The 23,900-nt window shown below is 71.2% G+C and carries 21 protein-coding genes and 1 tRNA gene; 11 read left to right on the forward strand and 11 right to left on the reverse strand.

Annotation, left to right across the window (positions count from 1 at the left end; all coding sequences use genetic code 11):
• Positions 1–59: 59 nt before the first annotated feature.
• Positions 60–1,271 carry an alpha/beta hydrolase gene (locus AB0J10_RS09410; RefSeq protein ID WP_363059515.1) on the reverse strand — a complete coding sequence of 404 codons (1,212 nt, stop codon included), beginning with the start codon at positions 1,269–1,271 and terminating at the stop codon, positions 60–62.
• Between the two features lie 441 nt (positions 1,272–1,712).
• On the opposite strand from AB0J10_RS09410, the gene AB0J10_RS09415 reads away from it, so the two are divergent.
• Positions 1,713–2,162: a peptidase inhibitor family I36 protein gene (locus tag AB0J10_RS09415; RefSeq protein WP_363059517.1), complete on the forward strand. Its 450-nt coding sequence runs from the start codon at positions 1,713–1,715 to the stop codon at positions 2,160–2,162.
• On the opposite strand, the gene AB0J10_RS09420 is transcribed toward AB0J10_RS09415, so the two are convergent.
• Positions 2,143–2,985: an ion channel gene (locus AB0J10_RS09420; RefSeq protein WP_363059519.1), complete on the reverse strand. Its 843-nt coding sequence runs from the start codon at positions 2,983–2,985 to the stop codon at positions 2,143–2,145. The two genes, AB0J10_RS09415 and AB0J10_RS09420, sit on opposite strands and share 20 nt — an antisense overlap.
• 70 nt (positions 2,986–3,055) lie before the next feature.
• Positions 3,056–5,803, reverse strand: coding sequence for a pyruvate dehydrogenase (acetyl-transferring), homodimeric type (gene aceE / locus AB0J10_RS09425; protein ID WP_363059522.1), 2,748 nt, complete (start codon positions 5,801–5,803; stop codon positions 3,056–3,058).
• Positions 5,804–6,141: 338 nt separating this feature from the next.
• Between aceE and AB0J10_RS09430 the strand changes: the two genes are divergently transcribed.
• The 6 genes from AB0J10_RS09430 to AB0J10_RS09455 all read left to right on the forward strand — a co-directional run bounded on the left by AB0J10_RS09430 (position 6,142) and on the right by AB0J10_RS09455 (position 10,717).
• Entirely contained in the window at positions 6,142–6,570 is a 429-nt protein-coding gene (locus AB0J10_RS09430; RefSeq protein ID WP_138055493.1) for a DUF3052 domain-containing protein, read from the forward strand.
• Between the two features lie 147 nt (positions 6,571–6,717).
• Positions 6,718–7,176: a peroxiredoxin gene (locus tag AB0J10_RS09435; RefSeq protein ID WP_363059525.1), complete on the forward strand. Its 459-nt coding sequence runs from the start codon at positions 6,718–6,720 to the stop codon at positions 7,174–7,176.
• A gap of 113 nt (positions 7,177–7,289) precedes the next feature.
• Positions 7,290–7,865: a TerD family protein gene (locus tag AB0J10_RS09440; RefSeq protein ID WP_363059527.1), complete on the forward strand. Its 576-nt coding sequence runs from the start codon at positions 7,290–7,292 to the stop codon at positions 7,863–7,865.
• Positions 7,866–7,955: 90 nt separating this feature from the next.
• Positions 7,956–8,531 carry a TerD family protein gene (locus AB0J10_RS09445; RefSeq protein ID WP_363059529.1) on the forward strand — a complete coding sequence of 192 codons (576 nt, stop codon included), beginning with the start codon at positions 7,956–7,958 and terminating at the stop codon, positions 8,529–8,531.
• Positions 8,532–8,691: 160 nt separating this feature from the next.
• Positions 8,692–9,825, forward strand: a complete 1,134-nt coding sequence (locus tag AB0J10_RS09450; RefSeq protein ID WP_363059531.1) for a DUF475 domain-containing protein — start codon at positions 8,692–8,694, stop codon at positions 9,823–9,825.
• Positions 9,826–9,979: 154 nt separating this feature from the next.
• Positions 9,980–10,717 carry a Tellurium resistance gene (locus AB0J10_RS09455; protein ID WP_363059533.1) on the forward strand — a complete coding sequence of 246 codons (738 nt, stop codon included), beginning with the start codon at positions 9,980–9,982 and terminating at the stop codon, positions 10,715–10,717.
• A gap of 110 nt (positions 10,718–10,827) precedes the next feature.
• Here the strand turns inward: AB0J10_RS09455 and AB0J10_RS09460 are convergent, their stop codons facing one another.
• Positions 10,828–11,691: a TerD family protein gene (locus tag AB0J10_RS09460; protein ID WP_363059535.1), complete on the reverse strand. Its 864-nt coding sequence runs from the start codon at positions 11,689–11,691 to the stop codon at positions 10,828–10,830.
• Positions 11,692–12,005: 314 nt separating this feature from the next.
• Between AB0J10_RS09460 and AB0J10_RS09465 the strand changes: the two genes are divergently transcribed.
• The 3 genes from AB0J10_RS09465 to AB0J10_RS09475 are packed head-to-tail and all read left to right on the forward strand — an operon-like array spanning position 12,006 to position 17,052.
• Entirely contained in the window at positions 12,006–13,169 is a 1,164-nt protein-coding gene (locus AB0J10_RS09465; protein ID WP_363059537.1) for an HpcH/HpaI aldolase/citrate lyase family protein, read from the forward strand.
• Positions 13,169–16,042, forward strand: coding sequence for a phosphoribosyltransferase domain-containing protein (locus AB0J10_RS09470; RefSeq protein WP_363059539.1), 2,874 nt, complete (start codon positions 13,169–13,171; stop codon positions 16,040–16,042). The genes AB0J10_RS09465 and AB0J10_RS09470 overlap by 1 nt, the downstream gene beginning before the upstream one ends.
• Positions 16,039–17,052, forward strand: a complete 1,014-nt coding sequence (locus tag AB0J10_RS09475; protein WP_363059541.1) for an HAD family hydrolase — start codon at positions 16,039–16,041, stop codon at positions 17,050–17,052. The genes AB0J10_RS09470 and AB0J10_RS09475 overlap by 4 nt, the downstream gene beginning before the upstream one ends.
• 640 nt (positions 17,053–17,692) lie before the next feature.
• Here the strand turns inward: AB0J10_RS09475 and AB0J10_RS09480 are convergent.
• From AB0J10_RS09480 to AB0J10_RS09490, 3 genes are all read right to left on the reverse strand, one after another.
• The gene (locus AB0J10_RS09480) at positions 17,693–17,917 is read right to left on the reverse strand and encodes a zinc ribbon domain-containing protein (RefSeq protein ID WP_363059543.1); all 225 of its coding nucleotides are present in this window, start codon (positions 17,915–17,917) and stop codon (positions 17,693–17,695) included.
• Between the two features lie 21 nt (positions 17,918–17,938).
• Positions 17,939–18,526, reverse strand: coding sequence for a DUF4383 domain-containing protein (locus tag AB0J10_RS09485; protein ID WP_363059545.1), 588 nt, complete (start codon positions 18,524–18,526; stop codon positions 17,939–17,941).
• Between the two features lie 404 nt (positions 18,527–18,930).
• Entirely contained in the window at positions 18,931–20,301 is a 1,371-nt protein-coding gene (locus tag AB0J10_RS09490; protein WP_363059547.1) for a hypothetical protein, read from the reverse strand.
• Positions 20,302–20,769: 468 nt separating this feature from the next.
• Between AB0J10_RS09490 and AB0J10_RS09495 the strand changes: the two genes are divergently transcribed.
• Positions 20,770–20,844 (forward strand) — tRNA-Val (locus AB0J10_RS09495).
• A gap of 102 nt (positions 20,845–20,946) precedes the next feature.
• On the opposite strand, the gene AB0J10_RS09500 is transcribed toward AB0J10_RS09495, so the two are convergent.
• The 4 genes from AB0J10_RS09500 to AB0J10_RS09515 all read right to left on the reverse strand — a co-directional run bounded on the left by AB0J10_RS09500 (position 20,947) and on the right by AB0J10_RS09515 (position 23,898).
• Positions 20,947–22,083: a tyrosine-type recombinase/integrase gene (locus AB0J10_RS09500; protein ID WP_363059549.1), complete on the reverse strand. Its 1,137-nt coding sequence runs from the start codon at positions 22,081–22,083 to the stop codon at positions 20,947–20,949.
• A complete protein-coding gene (locus AB0J10_RS09505; RefSeq protein WP_138055523.1) occupies positions 22,083–22,292 on the reverse strand; it encodes a helix-turn-helix domain-containing protein in 210 nt (69 codons plus the stop codon). Before AB0J10_RS09505 ends, AB0J10_RS09500 begins: the two co-directional genes overlap by 1 nt.
• Positions 22,289–23,569, reverse strand: a complete 1,281-nt coding sequence (locus tag AB0J10_RS09510) for a replication initiator (RefSeq protein ID WP_363059960.1) — start codon at positions 23,567–23,569, stop codon at positions 22,289–22,291. The genes AB0J10_RS09505 and AB0J10_RS09510 overlap by 4 nt, the downstream gene beginning before the upstream one ends.
• A gap of 143 nt (positions 23,570–23,712) precedes the next feature.
• Positions 23,713–23,898 carry a hypothetical protein gene (locus AB0J10_RS09515; protein WP_363059551.1) on the reverse strand — a complete coding sequence of 62 codons (186 nt, stop codon included), beginning with the start codon at positions 23,896–23,898 and terminating at the stop codon, positions 23,713–23,715.
• Positions 23,899–23,900: the final 2 nt, after the last annotated feature.

Below are 23,900 nucleotides of genomic sequence, written 5' to 3' on the forward strand. Positions count from 1 at the left end.
GCGCGTCGCCCCCGCGAACAAGACGGTCATATGCACCGCGCCACAAGGCTCTACGCGCGTCAGATCACTTCCGCGCCGTAAATTCCACTGCGGCACGCGGAGTCGCCGCCTGCGCAGCTGACCGTCCCGTACGAACCGACGCCTATCTCGGCGAAGTTGCTGAGGCTCTCCGTACCCGGCTCGAAATAACCGGTGTGGCCGGCCGCCCCCGCCGCCGACAGCACCCGTGCCCCGAAGTCCGGGGTCATCGGGTCGGCGCCGTGGCCGAGCCCGCCGACCTTCAGGTACGGCACGTCCTCGATCCAGTCGTCACTGTCCCGCATCGCCCACACTCGCGCGTCCGTGCCCAGCTGGGCCGCGGTCCCGGCCCGCATGCCGGGGCTGCCCGCGACCGCCATGTCGCGGACCCGTCCGGGCAGTTCACGGGCGGCGACCCCGCACACCACGGAGCCGTAGCTGTGGCAGAACAGCGACACCTCGGTCCGGCCGGGCAGCGCCCCCGTCAGGGCGACAAGGCGGTTCGCCCCGTTCGCGGCGAGCCGACCGGTGGAGGCGTCCAGTCCGAGGCCCGCGGGTGCGGTGTAGTCGGCCCAGGCGATGACGGCCGTGCGCACGGAGGGCGCGGCGACGCGCTCGGCCCGGTAGAGCGACTGCGCCATGCCCACCGGGGCGGAGTACTTGCGCTTGCTCCGCTCGAAGGTCAGCACGTTGGTGTCGACGCCGGGGACGACCACGGAGACCCGCTGTGCCCGGTCGAGGTCGCCGAAGACCTCGGCGACCCTGCCCTTCCCGGTCGGGTCGAAGGCGAGGATCTGACGGCCGGGGCGCAGCAGCGACTCGTACCGGTGCATGCGCCGGCCGGCCTCGTGGCGCCCTTCGGCGGAGAGCCGGCCGTCGTGCATCCGCCACCTCTCCACCTGGCGCGCCTCGGCCAGCGCGATCCGGTTGGCGCGGTAGCGCAGCGTAACCGGGGCGCCGTTGAGATTGCCCACGACGAGCGGGTGGCGCTCCGCCAGCGAGGCCGCCTGAGCGTCGTCGAGGGAGGAGAAGAAACCGGCCAGGACGCCGGGGGACGACTCGGGGTCCGGCAGCGTGCGATGCCCGATGCGGGCCTCTTCCCATGCGGCGAGCGCGGTCGCCCGGGCGTCGACCGGGCCGCGTTGGTGCCGTACAGCGGTCCAGCCGGTGGTCGTGAGCAGCACGAACACGACGGCGAGAGCGAGGAGGGCGCGCCAGACGTTCAGTGTGGGGGAGGAGTCGAAAGCAGTCACTGAGCGAACAGCCTAGGCGGAGCCCGGGGGCGCTCACGGTGACCGTGAGAGAGATCACGCGTCTGGGGGCAGATGCCCGGCGCACGGCTACTCCGTGTGTGCGCCGGGCTCACAATCCGGTGGGGCGGCGGGGTCCGGCCGCCCCCGGCCGGCCCCCCCGTCGGCGGTGTCCGGGAGCGGGCACGGCCCGCGTCCGACCTCCCGCGCGCACCACGGGCCGTCGATCCCGCGGGTACGACAGCCCCCGCCGGACCGTTCCGGTGGGGGGTGTCGCCTATCTGGATGAACCTGTCCGGCGGGTCTTCCGGGCCGCCCGCGCCACCGGTCAGGGTTCGGACAGGCGACCCGCGACGGGGACCCGGACGGACGGCCGGACGGCTCGGACGGTCACGGACCCCGCACGGGGCACCGGCCGGCACACCGACCCGGGGGTTGATCATCATGCGTACGACCGTCCTCACCACCGCGGCCCTGGCCGCCCTGTGCCTGCTCCCACCGGCGTCCGCGGCCTCTCCGGCCTCGTCCGCCATTCCGGCGTCGGCGACCTCGCCGGAATCCCCGGCACCCGCACCGGCGGCGCGGTCCGGCCCCGTCGCGCCGCCGCCGCGGCTCGGCCGTTGTGCCGCCGGTGAGCTCTGCCTCTGGGTGAGGCCCGGCTTCGCCGGGGCGCGCCAGGTCCACGAGCTGTCCGATGTCGACATCGAGTCCTGCGTTCCGCTCCCGGCGGGCGCCGACGCCCAGTCCCTCGCCAACCGCACGGGCCGCCCCGTCACCGCCTACCAGTCCGCGGAGTGCGCCGAGACCGGTGAGTTCGACACCTACCCGGGCGGCGGGACCTGGGTACCGCAGACCCCCTACCGGGTCCGCGCGTTCAAGGTGTGGGAGAACTAGCAGAACCAGCAGAACCAGCAGAACCAGCAGAACGAGCAGAACGAGCAGAACCAGCGGCACTCGGCGGCGGCACGGAGGGCCGCTCGGGCACGGCCGCCGGATCCGCCGACAGCCGGGCCACCTCCGCCCGCAGCTCCCTGACCTCCTGGGTCAGGGCCTCCAGGAGGGCCGTCTGGCGGCGCTCCTCGGCGTCGTCGCGCTCGAAGCGGGAGATGAACCAGGCCGCGATGTTGGCGGTCACGACACCGAGCAGGGCGATCCCCGACAGCATGAGCCCGACCGCGAGCACCCGCCCCAGTCCCGTCGTCGGCGCGTGGTCGCCGTAGCCGACGGTCGTCATCGTGGTGAACGACCACCACACGGCGTCACCCAGCGTCCGGATGTTCCCCCCGGGCGCGTCCCGCTCGACGGCCAGGACGGCGAGCGAGCCGAACATCATCAGCCCGGTCACCGCTCCGGCCACGTAGGTGGTGAGCGTGATCTGCGGGGCCATCCGGGCCCGGCGTCCGACCAGGAGGAGCGTGGAGACCACGCGCAGCAGCCGCAGCGGCTGCACCAGCGGCAGGAGCACCGCGAGCAGGTCCAGCGGATGCCTCCGCACGAAGAGCCACTTGTGGGGAGCGAGCCACAGCCGTGCCAGATAGTCCACGGCGAAGGCGCTCCACACGGTCCACTCGACGGCCTGGCAGCCCCGGTGGACCCACGCGGGGGCGTCCGGCAGCACGATCGGCACCGCGTACGCGAGCCCGAAGACCACGGCGAGAACCAGCAGCGGGCCCTGGGTGCGGGCCTCCCAGCGCACCTGCGCCGTTCGTTCCTTCATGCCCGGAATCGTAGGCGGGTGCCCTGGGAGCCCTCTCCCGCACCCGCCCACGACCGGGCGCCCGGGACGCCTACGCGTCGCCGCCGGCGGCACCCGGATCGGCCGCCGACACGTCCAGCAGCTGGTAGCGGTCCACGGCCTGCTTCAGCACCGAGCGGTCCACCTTGCCCTCCTGGGCCAGCTCGGTGAGGACCGCCAGCACGATCGACTGGGCGTCGATGTGGAAGTACCGGCGGGCCGCGCCCCGGGTGTCGGCGAAGCCGAAGCCGTCCGCCCCGAGCGAGGTGTAGCGGCCGGGCACCCAGCGCGCGATCTGGTCCGGAACGGAACGCATCCAGTCGGACACGGCCACGAACGGGCCCTCGGCGGCGCCGAGCTTCTGCGTCACGTACGGGACGCGCTGCTCCTCCTCGGGGTGGAGCAGGTTGTACTCCTCGGTCGCCACGGCCTCGCGGCGCAGCTCGTTCCAGGAGGTCGCCGACCAGACCCCGGCCCTGACGTTCCACTCCTCGGCGAGGATCCGCTGGGCCTCCAGGGCCCACGGGACGGCCACGCCGGACGCCATGATCTGCGCCGGGATCCGGCCCGCCTCGCCCTCCCTGAAGCGGTGGATGCCCTTGAGGATGCCTTCCACATCGACGTTCTCGGGCTCCGCCGGGTGCTGGATGGGCTCGTTGTAGACGGTGAGGTAGTAGAAGACGTCCTCGCCGTGCGGGTGCTCGGCGTCGCCGCCGTACATCCGGCGCAGGCCGTCCTGGACGATGTGCGCGATCTCGAAGCCGTACGCCGGGTCGTACGCGACGCAGGCCGGGTTGGTGGAGGCCAGCAGCTGCGAGTGGCCGTCGGCGTGCTGCAGACCCTCACCGGTCAGGGTCGTGCGCCCGGCGGTCGCGCCGAGGACGAATCCACGCGAGAGCTGATCGGCCATCTGCCAGAACTGATCGCCGGTCCGCTGGAAGCCGAACATCGAGTAGAAGACGTAGACCGGGATCAGCGGCTCGCCGTGGGTGGCGTAGGCGGAGCCGGCCGCGATCAGCGAGGCGGTGCAGCCCGCCTCCGAGATGCCGTCGTGCAGCATCTGCCCGGTCGGCGACTCCTTGTACGCGAGGAGCAGCTCACGGTCCACGGCCTCGTACTGCTGACCGAGCGGGTTGTAGATCTTCGCGCTCGGGAAGAACGAGTCCATGCCGAACGTGCGGTACTCGTCCGGCGCGATCAGCACGAACCGCTTGCCGATCTCCTTGTCCCGCATGAGGTCCTTCAGCAGCCGCACAAACGCCATGGTGGTGGCGATCGACTGCTGACCGGAACCCTTCTTCACGGCCGCGTACGTCTTGTCGTCCGGCAGGGCCAGCGGCTGCGACCGCACGACGCGGGTCGGGACGTACCCGCCCAGGCCCTTGCGGCGGTCGTGCATGTACTGGATCTCCTCCGAGTCGCGGCCCGGGTGGTAGTACGGCGGCAGGCCGGACTCCAGCTGTGCGTCGCTGATCGGGAGGTGCAGCCGGTCGCGGAAGCCCTTGAGGTCGTCGACCGTCAGCTTCTTCATCTGGTGGGTCGCGTTGCGGCCCTCGAAGTTCGGGCCCAGCGTCCAGCCCTTGACCGTCTGGGCCAGGATCACCGTCGGCTGGCCCTTGTGGGCGCGGGCCGCGGAATAGGCGGCGAAGATCTTCCGGTGGTCGTGGCCGCCGCGGCCGAGGTGGAGGATCTGGTGGTCGGTCATGCTCTCGACCATGGCGCGCAGTCGCTGGTCGTCGCCGAAGAAGTGCCGGCGGATGTAGTCGCCGGTCTCCGTGGCGTACGTCTGGAACTGGCCGTCCGGCGTGGTGTTCAGCTTGTTGACCAGCACACCGTCGCGGTCCCGGGCGAGCAGCGGGTCCCAGGTGCGGTCCCAGATCAGCTTGATCACGTTCCAGCCGGCGCCGCGGAAGATCGACTCCAGCTCCTGGATGATCTTGCCGTTGCCGCGCACCGGCCCGTCGAGCCGCTGCAGATTGCAGTTCACCACGAAGGTCAGGTTGTCCAGGCCCTCACGGGCGGCGATCGACAGCTGGCCGAGCGACTCCGGCTCGTCCATCTCGCCGTCGCCGAGGAACGCCCACACGTGCGAGCGCGAGGTGTCGGCGATCCCGCGCGCCTCCATGTAGCGGTTCATCCGCGCCTGGTAGATCGCGCCGATCGGGCCGAGGCCCATCGAGACGGTCGGGAACTCCCAGAAGTCCGGCATCAGCCGCGGGTGCGGGTACGACGACAGGCCGTTGGGGAACTTCGACTTCTCCTGGCGGAAGGCGTCGAGCTGGGTCTCGTTCAGCCGGTCCAGCAGGAACGCCCGCGCGTAGACGCCGGGCGAGGCGTGGCCCTGGAAGAAGATCTGGTCGCCGCCGTCGCCCTCGTCCTTGCCGCGGAAGAAGTGGTTGAAGCCCACGTCGTAGAGGGACGCGGAGGAGGCGAAGGTGGCGATGTGGCCGCCGACGCCGATCCCGGGGCGCTGGGCACGGGAGACCATCACCGCGGCGTTCCACCGGGTGGCGTTCAGGATCCTCCGCTCGATCTCCTCGTTGCCGGGGAAGAACGGCTCGTCCTTGGTCGCGATGGTGTTCACGTAGTCCGTGCTGCGCATCTCGGGCACGGCCACGCGCTTCTCGCGGGCCCGCTCGATCAGTCGCAGCATGAGGTAGCGGGCCCGCTCACGGCCTCGCTCGTCGACGGCGGCGTCGAGCGAGTCGAGCCACTCCTGGGTCTCCTCCGGATCGAAGTCCGGGACCTGGCTCGGAAGGCCGCCAATGATGATCGGGTTGCGATCTGATCCGGAAGCCACGCTGTTCCTTCGCTGGTCGGTTGGTATGTCGTTACGCGCTCCCCATCGTGTACCCCCGGGGAGCAAAACGTCATCTCTACCGAACAGTAACCAACCGGCCCCGATTGGCGAACCGTGGGCGCGGAAGCGTACAAAGGGTGCGAAGGGGTGAGTCCGACTCACCGGGGCTGACGGAAGCCCGTCCCGGAGTTGGGGCGACACGGCCGTAAACGTCACCGTTTCGGCGGTCTCGGCGGCCGGGTACTTGCGCGATCCGTCCCGCCCGTGTGGACTACGGCCAATGCCTCGCGTACGCGCGCGGCTGAAGCTTTTTCCGAAACAAGATCAGGAGGCAAGCCGTGAGCGCGACCGCGGACCACGCGGAGGAGCGGACCAACCCGGCGGCGAGGCTGGGGTTCGAGCCCGGACAGGTGGTCCAGGAGATCGGCTACGACGACGACGTCGAGCACGAGCTCCGCGAGGGCATCGAATCCGCAATCGGCCAGGAAATCGTCGACGAGGACTACGACGACGTCGCGGACGTCGTCCTGCTGTGGTTCCGTGACGAGGACGGCGACCTTACGGACGCGCTCGTGGACGCCATCGGCCTCGTCGACGAGGGCGGACTCGTCTGGCTCATGACGCCGAAGACCGGCCGTGACGGCTACGTCGAGCCCAGTGACATCAACGAGGCCTCGCAGACCGCCGGCCTCTCGCAGACCAAGAGCATCAACGCGGGCAAGGACTGGACCGGCAGCAGGCTGGCCACTCCCAAGGCCAAGCGCTGATCCACAGCTGACCAGGGTCCCCGCCGGCCGGCCGCCGGCGGGGACCCTGTGCGTAGGCTGGGGCATCCAGCGGACCGGAGCCGCGGCGGCCCACGGCCGAAGCGGTGCTCCGGCGCCGAAAGCGGCCAACGAAGGGATGCACCAGTCATGGCGATCGAGGTCGGCACCAAGGCCCCGGACTTCGAGCTGAAGGACAACCACGGGCGGACCGTGACGCTCTCCGAGTTCCGCGGCGAGAAGAACGTGGTGCTGCTCTTCTACCCCTTCGCCTTCACCGGGGTGTGCACGGGCGAGCTCTGCGCGCTCCGCGACGAGCTGCCGAAGTTCGTCAACGACGACACCCAGCTGCTCGCCGTCTCCAACGACTCCATCCACACCCTGCGCGTCTTCGCCGAGCAGGAGGGCCTCGAGTACCCGCTGCTGTCGGACTTCTGGCCGCACGGCGCGGCCTCGCGCGCGTACGGCGTCTTCGACGAGGACAAGGGCTGCGCGGTGCGCGGCACGTTCGTCATCGACAAGGAGGGCGTGGTGCGCTGGACCGTCGTCAACGGTCTGCCCGACGCCCGCGACCTGAACGACTACCTCAAGGCGCTGGACACCCTGTGATCCTTCGGGCCGACTGCCTGTCCCGCCCGGGAACCGGTCACTAGGATCCAGTCGTTGATCCGAATGCCAACGCACGACGGGGGCGCTGCCCCTGAAACCACATGGGAGGACTCGTGGGAGTCAGCCTCAGCAAGGGCGGCAACGTCTCGCTGACCAAGGCCGCCCCCAACCTGACCGCGGTCACCGTCGGTCTGGGCTGGGACGTCCGCACCACCACCGGCACCGACTTCGACCTCGACGCCAGCGCCCTGCTGACGAACGCCGAGGGCAAGGTCGGGGCCGACGGCAACTTCGTGTTCTTCAACAACCTGAAGAGCCCCGACGGCTCGGTGGAGCACACCGGTGACAACCTCACCGGTGAGGGCGAGGGCGACGACGAGCAGATCAAGGTCAATCTGGCCGGGGTCCCCGCAGACGTCGAGAAGATCGTCTTCCCGGTGTCGATCTACGACGCCGAGACCCGCCAGCAGTCCTTCGGCCAGGTCCGCAACGCCTTCATCCGCGTGGTGAACCAGGCCAACGGCGAGGAGCTCGCCCGGTACGACCTGAGCGAGGACGCCTCGACCGAGACCGCCATGGTCTTCGGTGAGCTGTACCGCAACGGCGCGGAGTGGAAGTTCCGTGCCATCGGCCAGGGCTACGCCTCGGGCCTGCGCGGTATCGCGCAGGACTTCGGCGTCAACGTCTGAGCCGAGATCATCCGAAGTGTCCGGCGCCGCACACATCCGTGCGGCGCCGGACTCGCCTGTAGTTCCGTACGTTCAGGGGAGGACACCGACATGGGCGTCACGCTCGCCAAGGGAGGCAATGTCTCCCTCTCCAAGGCCGCACCGAACCTCACCCAGGTCCTCGTGGGGCTCGGCTGGGACGCGCGCTCCACCACCGGAGCGCCCTTCGACCTCGACGCCAGCGCCCTGCTCTGCCAGTCCGGCCGGGTGCTGGGGGACGAGTTCTTCGTCTTCTACAACAATCTGACGAGCCCGGAGGGCTCCGTCACGCACACCGGGGACAACCTCACGGGCGAGGGCGACGGGGACGACGAGTCCCTGATCGTCGACCTGACGATGGTGCCGGCACACTGCGACAAGATCATCTTTCCGGTCTCGATCCATGAGGCGGACAATCGCGGCCAGACGTTCGGCCAGGTCAGCAACGCCTTCATCCGCGTGGTGAACCAGGCCGACGGCCAGGAGCTCGCCCGGTACGACCTGAGCGAGGACGCCTCCACCGAAACGGCGATGATCTTCGGCGAGCTGTACCGGTACGGGGGCGAGTGGAAGTTCCGGGCGGTGGGTCAGGGGTACGCGTCGGGCCTCCGGGGCATCGCTCTAGACTTCGGGGTCAACGTTTCCTGAAGCACTGCTCCGGCCTGGTCAAAAACGGGGGTCGGCGGTCCTGGAACCCGCACGGGATCCGGGGACCCGCCCCCGGGACGATGCAGCGCGAAGCCGCGTGCGGCGCGGGGGGAATCCCGCCCTCGGCGGGGGAGCTCCGTACACAACGATTGGGTAGCCAGTGGTACTGAAAACCTTCGGCTGGTCGTTCGCAGTCACTGCGCTCGGCCTGGTCGCTGCGGTGTTCTACGGGGGCTGGACGGCCTTCGGGCTCGTCGCGATCCTGTCCGTCCTGGAGGTCTCGCTCTCCTTCGACAACGCGGTGGTCAACGCCGGCGTGCTGAAGAAGATGAGCGAATTCTGGCAGAGGATCTTCCTCACCATCGGCATCCTGATCGCCGTCTTCGGCATGCGGCTGGTTTTCCCCGTCGTGATCGTCTCGGTCACCGCGCAGCTCGGCCCCATCGAGGCGATCGACCTCGCCCTGAACGACCACGCCCGCTACGAGGAACTGGTCACCGACGCCCACCCCGCCATCGCGGCGTTCGGCGGCATGTTCCTGCTCATGATCTTCCTCGACTTCGTCTTCGAGGACCGGGAGATCAAGTGGCTCGCCTGGCTGGAGCGGCCCCTGGCCAAGCTGGGCAAGATCGACATGCTGGCGGCCTGCGTCGCGCTGATCATCCTGCTGATCACCGCCACCACCTTCGCCGTCCACGCCCACCAGTACGGCGGGGTGCACGTCGACAAGTCGTCCACGGTGCTGCTCGCCGGCGTCGCCGGCCTCATCACGTACATGGTCGTGGGCGGACTCTCCGGCTTCTTCGAGGACAAGCTCGAAGAGGAGGAGGAGCGTGAGCACGAGGCCGAGGAGGAGGCCAAGCGGGCCGGGAAGCCGGTCTCGGCCGTCAAGCTCGTCGGCAAGGCCGCGTTCTTCATGTTCATGTACCTCGAGGTGCTGGACGCGTCCTTCTCCTTCGACGGCGTCATCGGCGCCTTCGCGGTCAGCAACGACCCGGTCGTCATCGCGCTCGGCCTCGGCATCGGCGCCATGTACGTCCGGTCACTCACGGTCTACCTGGTCCGCCAGGGCACCCTCGACGACTACGTCTACCTCGAGCACGGCGCCCACTACGCGATCGGCGCGCTGGCCGCCATCCTGCTGATCACCATCCAGTACGAGGTCCCCGAAGTCGTCACCGGCCTCATCGGTGTGGCCCTGATCGCCTGGTCCTTCTGGTCCTCCGTGCGGCGCAACCAGCGCCTGAGGGCGCACGAGGAGAAGGAAGAGGTACTCGCGGCAAAGGAAGTGTGACACCGCGGGGTTCGAGGAACGCTCTCAGCGGGGCGGCCGGTAGGCGCATGGTCTCCGGGTCGCCCCGCGTGGCTGCCCGGGCCCCCGTGGCACGGGGCCACGCGGTGTATCCGGGACGGCTCCGGGAGGGGGCCGGCGCAGTCAGGGGTGGGGCATGGCGTTCTGGGACGGTTTGTGGCGCGGCAGGGCAGCGCAGTTCGACTCGGGCAGCGCCTCGACGAACTCCATCCAGCTGACCAAGCGGCGCCCGCAGGTCTCGCTCTCCAAGCAGAGCGCCGCCACCGGCAACCTCCGCGTCAACCTCTCCTGGCGGATGCGCACCTCCGACATCGAGGGCCGGTCGCGGCAGAGCGGACGGCTGCTGCGCAATCCGTCGAAGCTGTTCCGCCCCGAAGTGGTCCAGGCGCACACCCAGGGCGTCGTCAACGTCGACCTGGACCTCGGCTGCCTGTACGAGATGACGGACGGCAGCAAGGGCGTGGTGCAGCCGCTCGGCAGCCTCTTCGGCAGCCTGAACGAGCCGCCGTACGTCCGCCTCAGCGGTGACGACCGGTTCGGAGCACCCTCCGGGGAGACGCTGTTCGTCAACCTGGACCACCGGGACTCGATCAGGCGCCTGCTGTTCTTCGTCTACATCTACGACCGCACGCCCGCGTTCGACCGCACCCACGCGAAGGTGACGCTCTACCCCAGCAACGGACCGCGGGTGGAGATCGAACTGGACGAACGCGCCCCGCAGGCCCGCTCGTGTGCCGTGTTCATGGTCGAGAACGTCAAGGGCGAGCTGGTCGTGCGCCGCGAGGTGAAGTTCGTGTACGGCTTCCAGGCCGAGCTGGACCGGCTGTACGGCTGGGGCCTGCAGTGGGGCCGCGGCTACAAGACCAAGACCTGAGCTCCCTGCCCGCCCACGAGCCGCGGGCCCCGTCCGGGCGCACCCCGTCGACGGACGAACGCTCCGGGGCAGGGCGCGGATCACCGCCGGACGGACGCTCGGGCGGTGGGCTACTCCCGGACGAACTGCGGCCCCATCGGAGGCAGCCGGAAGTCCGGGTCCGGCGTCGGCCCGGCCGCGGCGGGCTGCGGATAGCCGTACGCGGGCTGGGCGGCGGACGACGCCGGCTGCGGATAGCCGTATGCCGGCTGCGTCGCGGAGGTCGGCTGCGGATAGCCGTACGCGGGCCGCGTCGCGGCGGAGGAAGGCTGCGGATACCCGTACGACGGCTCGGCCCCCGTCTGCGCCGGGGGCTGCGACTGTGCCTCCGCCCCGGACCGGGCCTGGTCCTGCGCCGTCGGCTCGGGAGCGGAGGCGTCGGCGGACGGCTCGCCGTCGTCCACCGAGATGCCGAAGGCCGTGGCCAGACCGATCAGCCCGGTCGGATAGCCCTGCCCCACCGCGCGGAACTTCCATCCGTCGCCGCGCCGGTAGAGCTCGCCGCAGATGACCGCGGTCTCCTCGCCCGTCTCCGCCCGGACGTCGAACACGGCCAGCGGCTCGCCGTCCGGCACCGCCGCGTCGTACAGCATGATCCGCAGGTCCGGCACCCCGGAGAACGTGCCCCCGTCGGACGACGCCGCGAGCACCACCTGGTCCACGGAGGCGTCGAGCGAGCCGACGTCCGCCTGGACCGTGTCGGTGAGCCCCTCGGCGGTGCGCTTCTTGGGCAGCAGCCGCACGAGCCCGGAGGGATGCCGGGGCTGGTTGTAGAAGACGAAGTCCTCGTCGGCACGCACACGGCCGTCGGCGCCCAGCAGCAGGGCGGAGGCGTCCACGTCGGGGACCCCGCCACCGGGGGTCCAGCGCAGCACCGCCCGGATCGAGGCCGCGCCGAGCGGAACGTTGGAACCCTTCAGCATCGCGTGCGTCATGCCCGTCATCCTGCCCTCCCGCGCCCCGTGCGGACAACGCGGGGCGGGTCCCCGGGGCGGTACGCGTTCGCGCGGCCCGCTCCGGCCCGCTCGCGCCTCAGGGGCACCGCCGCGCGGCTGTGCCCCTGAGGCGCCAGCGGACATCGAGAGAACGGCCGGGCATGCCCCGCAGGGGCGGAGGGCAGTTTGAGTCGGGGACCGAAGGACACGAGTTACCTCGAGTTCATACGGCCGGGGAACTCACGACACCTGTCCCTACGTACTATTACCGGCCACCCAACCACAGGGCCGCACAGGCAGTACGGGGGATTCAGATGCGTCATTTCGGGCATATCCCGGCCACTGCCCGGAAGGAACTGTTCCATCAGGAGCCGGCGGAATTCGACGCCGGCTCCCCCGCGAGCATGCTCTCCGTGGCGCTCGGCGCCACGCTCTACAGCCCGGCGACCCGTCCACGACTCGCGGACGACGTGCTCAAGCAGGCCGCGCGCGGAGTGGTCTCCATGGTCCTCTGCCTGGAGGATTCCATCGACGACGCCGACGTCCCCGCCGCCGAGGACAACCTCGTCCGCCAGTTCGCCGACCTCGACGAGCGCGGGGCCGAGCCCCCGCTGCTGTTCGTCCGGGTCCGCGAGCCCGGCCAGATCGAGAACCTCACCCGGCGACTCGGTGAGTCGAGCCGACTCCTGACCGGATTTGTACTTCCCAAATTCACCGAGGAGCGAGGCGGCCCCTTCCTGGAGGCGGCCACCGCCGCCGAATCCGTGATCGGTCGCACGCTCTACGTGATGCCCGTGCTCGAATCGCCCGAGCTCCTCCACCTGGAGACCCGGCACGAGACCCTGACCGGCATCGCCCGCTCGGTCCGGCACCACCGGGACCGGATCCTCGCCCTCCGTCTCGGCGTCACCGACTTCTGCTCCGCCTACGGGCTGCGCCGCCCGCCCGACATGACGGCCTACGACGTCCAGATCGTCGCCAACGTCATCGCGGACGTCGTCAACGTCCTGGGCCGCTCCGACGGCACCGGCTTCACCATCACCGGCCCCGTCTGGGAGTACTTCCGCCTCCAGGAGCGCATGTTCAAGCCGCAGCTGCGGCGCAGCCCCTTCATGGAGCTGCGGGCCGAGAAGCTGCGCACGGCACTGATCGAGCACGACCTCGACGGGCTGCTCCGCGAGATCGAGCTGGACCGCGCCAACGGGCTCCTCGGCAAGACCTGCATCCACCCCTCCCACGTGCTGCCCGTCCACGCTCTGTCGGTGGTCAGCCACGAAGAGTTCAGCGACGCGCAGGACATCCTCCGCCCCGAGCGAGGAGGGGGCGGAGTGATGCGTTCGGTCTACACGAACAAGATGAACGAGGTGAAGCCGCACCGCGCCTGGGCGGAGCGCACGCTCCAGCGCGCCGAGGCCTTCGGCGTCGCCCGGGAGGACGTCGGCTTCGTGGAGCTGCTGACCGCGGGTCTGGCAGGCTGATGATGGAGGAAGACGAAGCAGTGGAGTGGTCGGGAAGCTGGGTCTCCCAGCGACTGGGCGTGGAGCTCGTCGGCGACGACGGGCTGAAGGAGCTGCTCGGCCTCGCGCTGCGGCGCAACCCCAAGCGCGCGCACCTGCTGGTGTCGCACGTGCTCGGCAAGCATGTGCCGCAGAAACCGTCCGTCGTGTACGGCCACGGGTACGAGCTCGGTGTGCGCGTCCGCGAACTGCTGGGCCGCGAGGACGCCGCACGAGCCGTAGTCCTCGGGTACGCGGAGACGGCGACGGGCCTCGGCCACTCGGTCGCCGACGGCCTGGCCCTCGCGCCGTACCTCCACTCCACCCGCCGTCCCGTCGACGGCGTAGGCCCGGCCGGGGGCTTCGAGGAGTCCCACTCCCACGCCACTTCGCACCTGCTGCTGCCCGAGGACCCCAAGCTGCTGGCCGGAGACGGGCCGCTGGTCCTCGTGGACGACGAGTTCTCCACCGGCAACACCGTCCTGAACACCATCCGTGACCTCCACGCCCGTCACCCGCGTGGCCGGTACGTGATCGTCGCCCTCGTCGACATGCGCTCGGCCCGGGATCTGGGCCGGCTGGACGTCTTCGCGAAGGAGATCGACGCCCGCATCGACCTGGTGGCACACGCCGGCGGCACGGTCCGTCTGCCCGACGACGTCCTCGAGAAGGGCCAGGCCCTGGTCGCGGCCCACGAGACCGCGGGCAAGGCCCCCGCACCCGGCGGCAGCGGCGGTGCGTCCGGCGGGCCCGGCGGCAGGACGGACGCCGCGGCATCCACGGTGGCGACGTACCGCTCCCCTGCGGCGCAGGAGGCGCAGGAGGCGCAGGAGGCGCAGGAGGCGCAGGAGGCGCAGGAGGGGCAGGAGGGGCAGGAGGGGCAGGAAGCGCCGGAAGGGATGGAAGCGCCGAAGGGGCCGGAAGCGCAGGAAGCGCTGGACGGAGCCGACGGCATGCCGGGTGCGGACCACGCGGACGACTCCGCCGGCCAGGGCGGCCCGGACCACGGGGACGGTGCCACCCGCGCGGCCGGACCCGCCGGGCACCGGCGGCACGGGCCGCACGACCCGTACCCCCCGCACGTCGTACGCGTCGACCTGGACTGGCCCTCGGGAGTCCCCGACGGCGGCCGGCACGGCTTCACGCCCGCGCACCGCGTCGAACTCGAGGCCGCCCTGCCCGCCATGGCCCGCCGCCTCGCCGAAGCCCTGGGCGAGGGCCCCCCGCCGGAGACCGGCGGACGCCACGAGCACCCGGCCGGGGCCATTGCGCCGCCGCAGACGGACCGCTCCCCACGGGTCCTCGTCCTCGGCTTCGAGGAGCTGATGTACGCGCCGCTGCGGCTCGCGCTCGAACTGGAGCGGGCCGGCGCCGCACGCGAGGTGCGCTACTCGACGACCACGCGGTCCCCCGTGCTCGCCGTCGACGACCCCGGCTACGCGATACGCACCAGACTGGTCTTCCCCGCCCACGACGAACCGGCCGACGGCCCCGGCGAGCGGTACGCCTACAACGTCGCCGACGGAGGCTTCGACGCGGTCGTCGCCGTCGTGGACTCGGCCGCCGACACGGCCCCCCTGCACGCCCCGGACGGACTGCTCGCACAGCTCGCCGCGCACATACCGCACGTCCTGCTCGCCGTCGTCCCCAGCTACGCACCCGCTCCCGAGAAGGAACCCATGCCGCCCGAGCCGCTCCGCGGACCCGAGTTCTCCTCCTACGCGCCCGACGAGGTCGGCTGGCTGCTCCAGGACCTCTCGGACGTCGAACTCGAGGCGCCCACCGAGGAACGCGAGGAGGCCATACAGAGCGGTGGCGCGCACTACGCCGAATCGCTGCCCGTCGAGTACCAGCCCAGCGACGCGTACCAGGCACTGTTCCACGCCGCCCTGGAGACCTCCGCCGCCCGGATCGCCCGCGCCGTCGGCGCCGTCACCGACACCGTCCTCGCCGAGCACCCCCAGCGCCACCGGCCCGGCGCGCACCCCCGCGAGCGCCGCCCCGTCCTGGTCTCGCTGGCGCGCGCCGGCACACCCGTCGGGGTGCTGATGCGCCGCTGGGCCCGGCACCGCCACGGCCTGGACCTGCCCCACTACGCCGTCTCCATCGTCCGCGGCCGCGGCATCGACGCCAACGCGCTGCGCTGGCTCGCCGCCCACCACGACCCGGCCGACGTGGTCTTCGTCGACGGCTGGACCGGCAAGGGCGCCATCACCCGCGAACTCGCCGCCGCACTGGGCGAGTTCGACGGCTTCGTCCCGGAGATCGCGGTGCTCGCCGACCCCGGTGGCTGCGTCCGCACCTACGGCACCCGCGAGGACTTCCTCATCCCCTCCGCCTGCCTCAACTCCACGGTGTCCGGGCTGGTCTCGCGCACCGTACTGCGCACCGACCTGGTCGGGCCGCACGACTTCCACGGCGCGAAGTACTACCGCGAACTTGCCGCCGCCGATGTGTCCGGCCACTTCCTCGACACCGTCGAGGCGCGCTTCGACGAGGTGGCCGACGCCGTCGACGCCGACGTGAAGGAGCTGCTCTCCGCGGACCGCGCCCCGACCTGGGCGGGCTGGGCCGCGGTGGAGCGGATCAGCGAGGAGTACGGCATCCACGACGTCAACCTCGTCAAGCCCGGCGTCGGCGAGACCACCCGCGTCCTGCTGCGCCGCGTCCCCTGGAAGATCCTCGCCAGGCGCGGCGCGGGCGCCGACCTGGACCACGTACGCCTGCTCGCCGAACAGCGCGGCGTCCCCGTCGAGGAGACCGACGACCTGCCCTACAGCTGCGTCGGCCTGATCCACCCCCGGTTCACACGCGGCGCCACCGGCGCCGACGGAAAGGCGGTGGCGGCGCAGTGACCTCCCTGATCACCAGCGACCTCGACCGCACGCTCATCTACTCGGCGGCCGCCCTGCAACTGACCGTCCCCGACGCCCGGGCGCCCCGGCTGCTGTGCGTCGAGGTGTACGAGAGCAAGCCGCTGTCGTACATGACGGAGGCCGCCGCCGCGCTGCTCACCGAACTCGCGCACGACGCCGTCTTCGTACCGACGACCACCCGGACCCGCGAGCAGTACGCCAGGATCCGGCTCCCCGGCCCCGCGCCCCGGTACGCGATCTGCGCGAACGGCGGCCATCTGCTGGTCGACGGCGAGTCCGACCGTGACTGGCAGCGCGTGGTCGCCGCCCGGCTCGCCGACGAGTGCGCCCCGCTCGCCGAGGTCCGCGCCCATCTGCTCGCGGCCGCGGACCCCGCGTGGCTGCTGAAGGAGCGGGTCGCCGAGGACCTCTTCGCCTATCTGGTCGTGGAGCGTTCGCTGCTACCGGACGGCTGGACCCGGGAACTCTCGGCCTGGGCGGAGACGAAGGGCTGGACGGTCTCCCTGCAGGGCCGCAAGATCTACGCCGTGCCGAAGCCGCTCACCAAGAGCGCGGCCGTCCGTGAACTGGCGCGGCGCACCGGGGCCGAGCGCATCCTCGCGGCCGGCGACTCCCTCCTCGACGCCGATCTGCTGCTGGCAGCGGACCACGCCTGGCGGCCGGGCCACGGTGAACTCGCCGACACCGACTGGGCACCGCGGCATGTCACGGCGCTCGCCGAGCGGGGGGTCGAGGCGGGCGAGGAGATCCTGCGCCGGTTCACCGCGACGGTCACGGACGCGGCGGGGGACGCGGTGGGCGACGTGGCGGGGAGGGCGAGTGCGGTTCCCGGCGCGGAGGCCGAGGGCACTGCGGGCACGGAGAGGACCGGAGAGGTCGCGAGGGCCGAGGGAGTCGGCACAGCCGGAGGCGCGTCCGCCGAGGCCACGGTGACGGCACGGACGACGGTACCTGCACCAGGCGTGGCGGAGTCGCCGGCCGCGCTGTAGACGGGGAGGCGGGGAGACGGGCGGTCCTGGGGCCTGGACCACCCGCCGGGACCGACGCACGGGCGGGACGGATGCGCCCTGTGCGGGCGGGACGGATGCGCCTTGTGCGGGCGGGACGGATGTGCGGGCTCGGACCGACGCCCGACCGGGCCGAGCGCCCGAGCATCAGTCGGTTGATCCAGCCGGTGCGACCGCTGCCGGCCATCGGGTCCGCGGCGGCGCGCAGGATCGTAGGACCCATGGCCGCCTCGCCCGGGAACACGCCAGCCAGGAAGAGGGAGCTGAAGGGCCCCTGAAGGCGGCCTCACACCCCCTGCGGCGATCTGCGGGCGGACCTGCGGTTCTGTGCGGAGGGCGGAGGGGTGACGGGGCGTTGGCGTCACTGGTCAGGGGCTGTGCGACCGGCTCCGGGAGCCGTGGGTGGTCACGCGCAGCGCGATCGGGTCCGGAATGCTTGGGGCTGGTCATGGGCGGCCCGCATTGCCAGGTACCGAGGGCCGCAGATCCTCTGGACGCAGTAGTCAGCAGTCAGACGACCGCTGGCTGACAGATGTCAACATCTGTCAGCCGGTGTCTGTCAGCCGGTGTCTGTCAGCCTGTGTCTGTCAGTCGGTCTCTGTCAGTCGTCAGTCGTGCACCATCAGCCGCAGCAGCCACCGCCGCAGCAGCCACCGCCACCACCACCACCTCCGGCCGGCGCTGGGGCCGGCCCCGCGCTCGCCCCGCCCACGGCGACCGCCGACAGCAGCTTCACGGTGTCGTCGTGCCCCGCGGGGCAGGACGCGGGGGCGGAGGACTCGGCCATGGGCCGGCTCAGCTCGAAGGTGTCGTCGCAGGTGCGGCAGCGGTACTCGTAACGGGGCATGAGGACAGGTTAGCCCGGCTGTCAGCCCTGCCGCCCGGCCTCCGGGAGCTCGCGCGCCCGCATCCGCTCGACACGCGCCTGCTCCTCCGTGGCCGCCTCGTCGGGGTGACGGGCCTTCCAGTACGGGTTGTCGTGGGGGAGCGTGCTGCTCACCCGTCCGTACATCCCGAACCACATCAGCATGATCCCCACCACGAAGCTGAAGAGGACGTTCTGGATGCGGAAGTTGAGGAAGTTGGCGCCGGTGTCCAGCAGGCCGAGGTTCACGAAGCCGCTGAGAATGAAGAGGATCCCGAGCACCATGTTGAGCGTGGAGGCGAAGTTCCCGCCGATGACCATGCCGACGAACAGCAGCAGCCCGACACATATGGACAGCACGCTCAGCGCGCCGTTGGTGTTCAGACCCGCGACGGTGTCGTTTCCCGTGTCGAAGAAGCCGAGGTTGTGCGTCAGTCCGAGGATCCCGAAGGCCAGCAGGATCAGGCCCATGAGCCCGGCGCCGTAGCGGTAGACCTGGTTGAGCCGGTGGTCCATGGGCAGATGCTCGTCCAGGGCGACGTGCAGGCCGCTGGGGTTCTCCGTGGCCTGCGACGGGTGCGTGGATGCCATTGCGGCCTCCTTTGGCCGTGCGTTCTTCCATACAGGATCCGCCCGCTCCGGCACACGGACAAACGGGCGGCAAGGGGAGCGGAGCGGGGTGCGCCCCGGACGCGTGTGGAACGTACGGACCGCCGTCGTCGGGGGCGTCCTCGCAAGGCGGTGGCAGGCCGAGTCCGGGAGCGGTTCGCGGACGGAAGCCTCGGCGGCCGGGCCTCCCTGGCGGCCTCGACCACGCGGTCGAGGCCGCCGGACAGCCACGGGCCGGCGCCCTGCCCGACGACAGCGGGGACGGACTCCCGTGACTGCGGGCACGGTCACGGATGTATGGGCGACGAGGCGGCGCGGACGGAAGACAGCGGGGGCGACTGCTGGGACCGGCCCGTCCGACCTGCGGGCGGACGCCGTCGGCCGGGTCAGGCCGCAGGTCCGCGCTCGCCGCGGATCTGGCCCACCACGCGGGCCACGCTCCGCCGCACCGCTTCCAGCTCCGTCAGGAAGTGCCAGTAGTCGGGGTGGCGCCCCTCGAGACCGGCGATCGCGCGATCGAGCCGGGCCACCGAGTCGTCCAGCGGGCGGGCGTGACGCGGATCGGGCGTGTTGCGTCCGGCCATGGCGAGGCGCTGGGCGTCGCGGATGGCGAACCGGGTGCGCTGGATCTCCTGCTCCGGGTCCTTGGCGACGGCGTCGAGGCGTCGAAGCCGGTCGCCTGCGGCGGAGACGGCCTCGTCGGTGCTGTTCAGCAGGGCACGCACCGTGCCGAGCAGCGCCGTGGCATCGGGCCAGCGCTGCTCGTCGCGCGCCTTGGCCGCCTCCTTGAGCTTCTCCTCGGCACGTCGTACGTTCTCGTTCGCCTCCGCGGGCACGGGCTGCAGGTCCTGCCAGCAGGCGACGGTGAAGCGGCGGCGCAACTCGCTGAGGACGGGCTCGACGCCCTCGGCGCGCGTGGTCAGGGCCTGAGCGCGGGTGCGGAGCGACACCAGGCGCTTGTCGATCTCGGCCGCCCGCTCCGGAAGCCGCTCGGCCTCTGCCCTAATCGTCTCTGCCTCCCTGACGACCCGGTCCGCACGCTGCAGGGTCTCGGGCACGCCGTGGCGGCCGGCGCCCTCGTTGAGCCTGGTCAGCTCTGGGGCGAGGGCGGCGAGCCGGGCGGCGAGGTCGTCCGCGCGCATGCCCGAGGCGCGCACCGCGTCGAGGGCGTTGCTCGCGGCGAGCAGCGCCTGCCGGGCCCGCTCCACAGCGGGCGCGAGCCGGGCCAGCTGGGTCTCCGCTTTGTCCAGCAGCGGCCCCAGACCTTGAGCGAACCGGTCCAGCTCACCCTTGACCCGGACGAGATCGTCCTTGGCCCTGGTCAGCTCCGTGTGAGCGCGCACCGCCACCGGCGGGTCCAGATCGTCCCGGTCGAGGTCGTGAGCGTCGACGGCGGTGATGTACGCGTGGCTGACCTCGTCGATCCGCCGCCCGAGCGCGGCGAACTCCTCGACGGCCCGCCGGGCACCGGGAGAGCTGTCCACGGCCGTGATCGTCTCGATGGAGATCCGCAGGTCGCGCTGGGCGGTGTCCAGCTCGTAGAAGGCCGCCGCGGCGGCGTCCTTCGCGGCCTGGGCGTCGGCCCGCCGGCTCTCGCCACGGCCCCCGAACCACCGCCGCGTCCCGCCTCCCGCGAATGCGAAGGGCAACGAGGCGACCACCAACGGCAGGGGCAACAACACCAGGGTGGCCATATTCCGCACGACACCCGCTGTTGCCTTCGCGCCTGCGCGCGGCCGTGCGTGTGTCGCCGTCACATCCCTCTCCCGTGCCGTGTCCGCCCTGCCGGTTCATTCTCCCACTGGGTAAGGACGAACACACGGGCCTGTTAGTTCACGTCTCACCTGACAATCGTGCGGGAGCGGACACGGCACGGGTGCCGCGCCCCGGGAGCCGCGCCCGATGTGACACCGTGTGCGCGAAGCCCCCACGAACCCTGGTGTCTCGCACGCCGGTGGAGTGCTTCGGAGGACATCCTCAGCGCGTGCCGCGTGGGGTACGTGCTGACAGGGCCCCGTGCTGTGCAGTGCGGGGCCCTGTCAGCGGCACGATCTTCGGTGCCTCTTGTGTCCATGCCCACTGAGAGTGGCCCTCGCCGCGGGCAGCAGGGCTCACTCCGCGGCTGCCTCCCGAACCGGCCTGGAGCCCGCTCACCACGGAGGATCCCCTTGTGATCTGGTTTGCGGCACCCACCCAGGGTCCATGTAGGCTGTTGCCTCATTCTCGGGTGCGTAGCTCAGGGGTAGAGCGCTGCTCTTACAAAGCAGATGTCGGCGGTTCGAAACCGTCCGCGCCCACCAGCCCAGAGGCACAACAAAGGCCCAGGTCATCCGGCGGATCCCGGAAGCCTGGGCCTTTCTCGTTCCCCAGCCGCGGAGGCGGTACGGGGGGCGCTGTGCCAGTTACGTGCCAGATGGCTCGTCGGGCTCTGCCGGCCGCACCTTCCTGATCTGCTCGTCGACGTGCGCGGCGATGACGTGGTCACGGCCGTTCACCAAGTGCTGATAGATCAGCGCTGCCCGAACCGAGGAGTGCCCCATCCGCTGCATCAGCTCGCGCGTCGTGGCACCGCCGGTCGCGGCGAGAGTGTTCCCGGTGTGGCGTAGATCGTGGAAGTGCACATCCCCCAGCCCGGTCGTCTTCAGGGCCCGCAGCCACAGGCGGCGGAAGTTGTTCCGGCGGAGCTGGCCGCCCCGCTCCCCGGTGAACACCGACCCGGTACGGCTGGGCTCGGCGTACGCGGCGAGATGCGCGGCCAGGTCCGCTGTCAGTGAGGCCGGGAAGGCCACGGTGCGCACGCCGGCCGCGCTCTTGGGCGACTTCACCACGATGCCGTCCGTCCGTGTCTCCGCCAGAGCACGCCGCACGGCGACGGTTCGCCGCTCGAGGTCGACGTCGTGGCGCTGGAGTGCGGCCAGCTCTCCGAAACGCAGGCCGGTGAAGGCCGCCAGGAGGATGAGCACCCGAAAGCGTGCCGGCACGGCATCGGCGAGCCGGAAGACCTCGGAGACATCGAGGAAGGGGCGTTCCGCTGTCTTGGCCGCCCCCGCGCCCTTGATGCGGCAGGGGTTGCGCTGGATCAGCTCGTCGTCGACGGCGGTGTTCATGATGGCGCGGAGGACCTGATACGCCTTGACGACCGTCGGCTCACCCACACCGGATTCCAGCAGCCCAGCACGCCAGCGCCGTATCTGCGGTGTGGTGATCTCGCTCAGCACCACGTTCGCGAACGTCGGCAGGATGTGGAGCCGCAGTGCACTGCCGTTGCGCTCACGCGTGGTCGCGGCGTAGTCGCGCTCCTTGAACCAGGCGTCGGCATAGACCCCGAAAAGAACCTTGTCGTCCGGGTTCTTCCATCGTCCGTCGATGATCTCCGCTTCCTTGCGGACGAGCCAACGGTCTGCATCGGTCTGAGAAGGGAACGTCTCGGGCGCCGAGCGTGTCAGTCCATCCGGCCCCTGGTAGCGGGCCTGAAAGCGTCCCGATGGCAGCTTGCGCACCGCACCGAAGCGGCGTCGTTTCCCTTTGGCGTTTGCCATCAGGCCACCGCCCCGAACCGGCGGCGGACGGTGACCGGCTGGACCGTGTTGGCAGCCACGTACTCGTCCAAAGCCCGCTCGGGGATACGGACATGCCGCCCCACCCTGACGAACACGATGCGGCGCTCGGCGATGAGCCGCCGTGGGAAGCGGACCGTGGTCCCGAGACGCTCGGCCACCTCGTCCACCGTGAGCAGCTGGTCGGTCATGCGCAATCCCCTTCCTGCGGGTCGTGTGTGAGTGAGGCGGCGAGCCATTCCTCGCTGCGGGTGAGTCCGGTGCCGGCGAAGGCCCAGTGGGCGAGGACGAGGGTGGTGTCGTCTTCGGCGGGGTCGGCCGTCGGGTCCTGGTCGCCGCGGGCGATGGCGGCTTGGAGGCGTCGCCATTCGGCGCGGGCGGTGCGGAGGGCGCCGAGGGTGGTGGAGTAGCGGCGGGTTTTGGTGGAGAAGTGGCCGCGGAAGCCGAGCATGTGGGCCCAGGCGCGGAGGCGGAGGTCTTCGAGGTCTTTGCGGGCGCCGAGGGTCCAGGCGGTGCGGATGAGCCGTTGGGCGTGTTCGGGGATGGACTTGCGGCCGAGTTCGGCGAGGAACTTGAGGGGGCGATCGAGAGTGCCGGTCGCTGCTTCCGCGCCTTTGGTGGCGTACTTGGCGATGTAGGCGGCGACGGCGCGTTCGGTCAGTTCGGTGCCTGCTCCAAGGTCGGCGGTGCGGATGGGCCGGATGTCGAGTTGGGTGCCGAAGGCGAAGGTGTGGGCACGCCGGTCGATGACGGGGCCGGGAACGTGGGCGGCGGTGGTGGCGGCGCGGATGGCGTCGGTGAGGAGTTCGGCGCTTGCCCAGGCCGGGGGCGGGGTGTCGCCGCCGTCGGGGCCGTCGAGGCGGATCACGGCGTGGAAGTGGATGGCGCCGCGGCGCTGGTATTCGGCGACCTTGGCGAACGAGACGCGGGCGTGCTCCTTGAAGGCCCGTTGCGAGAGGCCGGCGCGCTTGGCGACTTCGCGGCGCAGGTAGATGGAGAAGCGGGCCCAGATCTTGGAGGCGTGCGCGTTCCAGAGCACTGCGGCTTCGTAGTCGTAGGTGTCGGGGTCGAGCGGGGTGCCGAGTTCGGGTGCGTCGGCCGGGTGCTGGGTGCCGCAGCGGCAGCGGCCCTTGGTGGGGCGGTTGTGGACGGGGCCGAAGCTGGGGGCGGTGAAGGTGGCGAACACCCGGGGGTGGGTGGCCACTTCTTCGGGGGTGCCTTTGCCGCCGCGGAGGCCGGCGGTGATGAGCTGGTAGGTGTCGCGGCGGTAGGTCTCGGCGCAGGTGGGGCAGCGGGTGGTGCGGCGGTTGTTGCAGCGTACGAGGAGGTGTCCGGCGGGCAGGTCGCTGGCGGTGAGGTGGTGCAGGATCTCGCCGGTCGTGGTGTGGACGTCGGTGCGGTGGCCGTCGAGGCGGATCGGGGTGGTGCAGCCGCCGAGGCCGCGGAGCTGGCGCATGAGGCCGGGCATGGTGCCGAGCGAGGCGAGGAAGGCGAGGTCACGCAGCGGCGGGGGTGGTGCGGTCGTGGTCACGGTGGTGGGGCCTCCTTCCAGAGGACGGGGGAAGAGGCCGGGGCACCGGCCGGCAGAACGGCGGCTGGTGCCCCGGCGGGTTAGCGGTGGGGGCAGGTGTTGCGGTGGTCGATCCACTCGGCGACCAGGTCGCGGACGTTGTCGTCACCGGTGGTCTGGCGGGCGGTTCCGCAGCAGCAGGCGTAGGACCCGGTCGCGGGGAAGTCCCGGGCAGGCTTGGCGATGTGCACGCCGGGCAGGCCGGGGGCGGGCGCGAGGTCGTCCATGG

Origin of the sequence: Streptomyces sp. NPDC049887 (assembly GCF_040656535.1) — a bacterium.
In the GTDB taxonomy this organism is placed as follows: Bacteria; Actinomycetota; Actinomycetes; order Streptomycetales; family Streptomycetaceae; genus Streptomyces.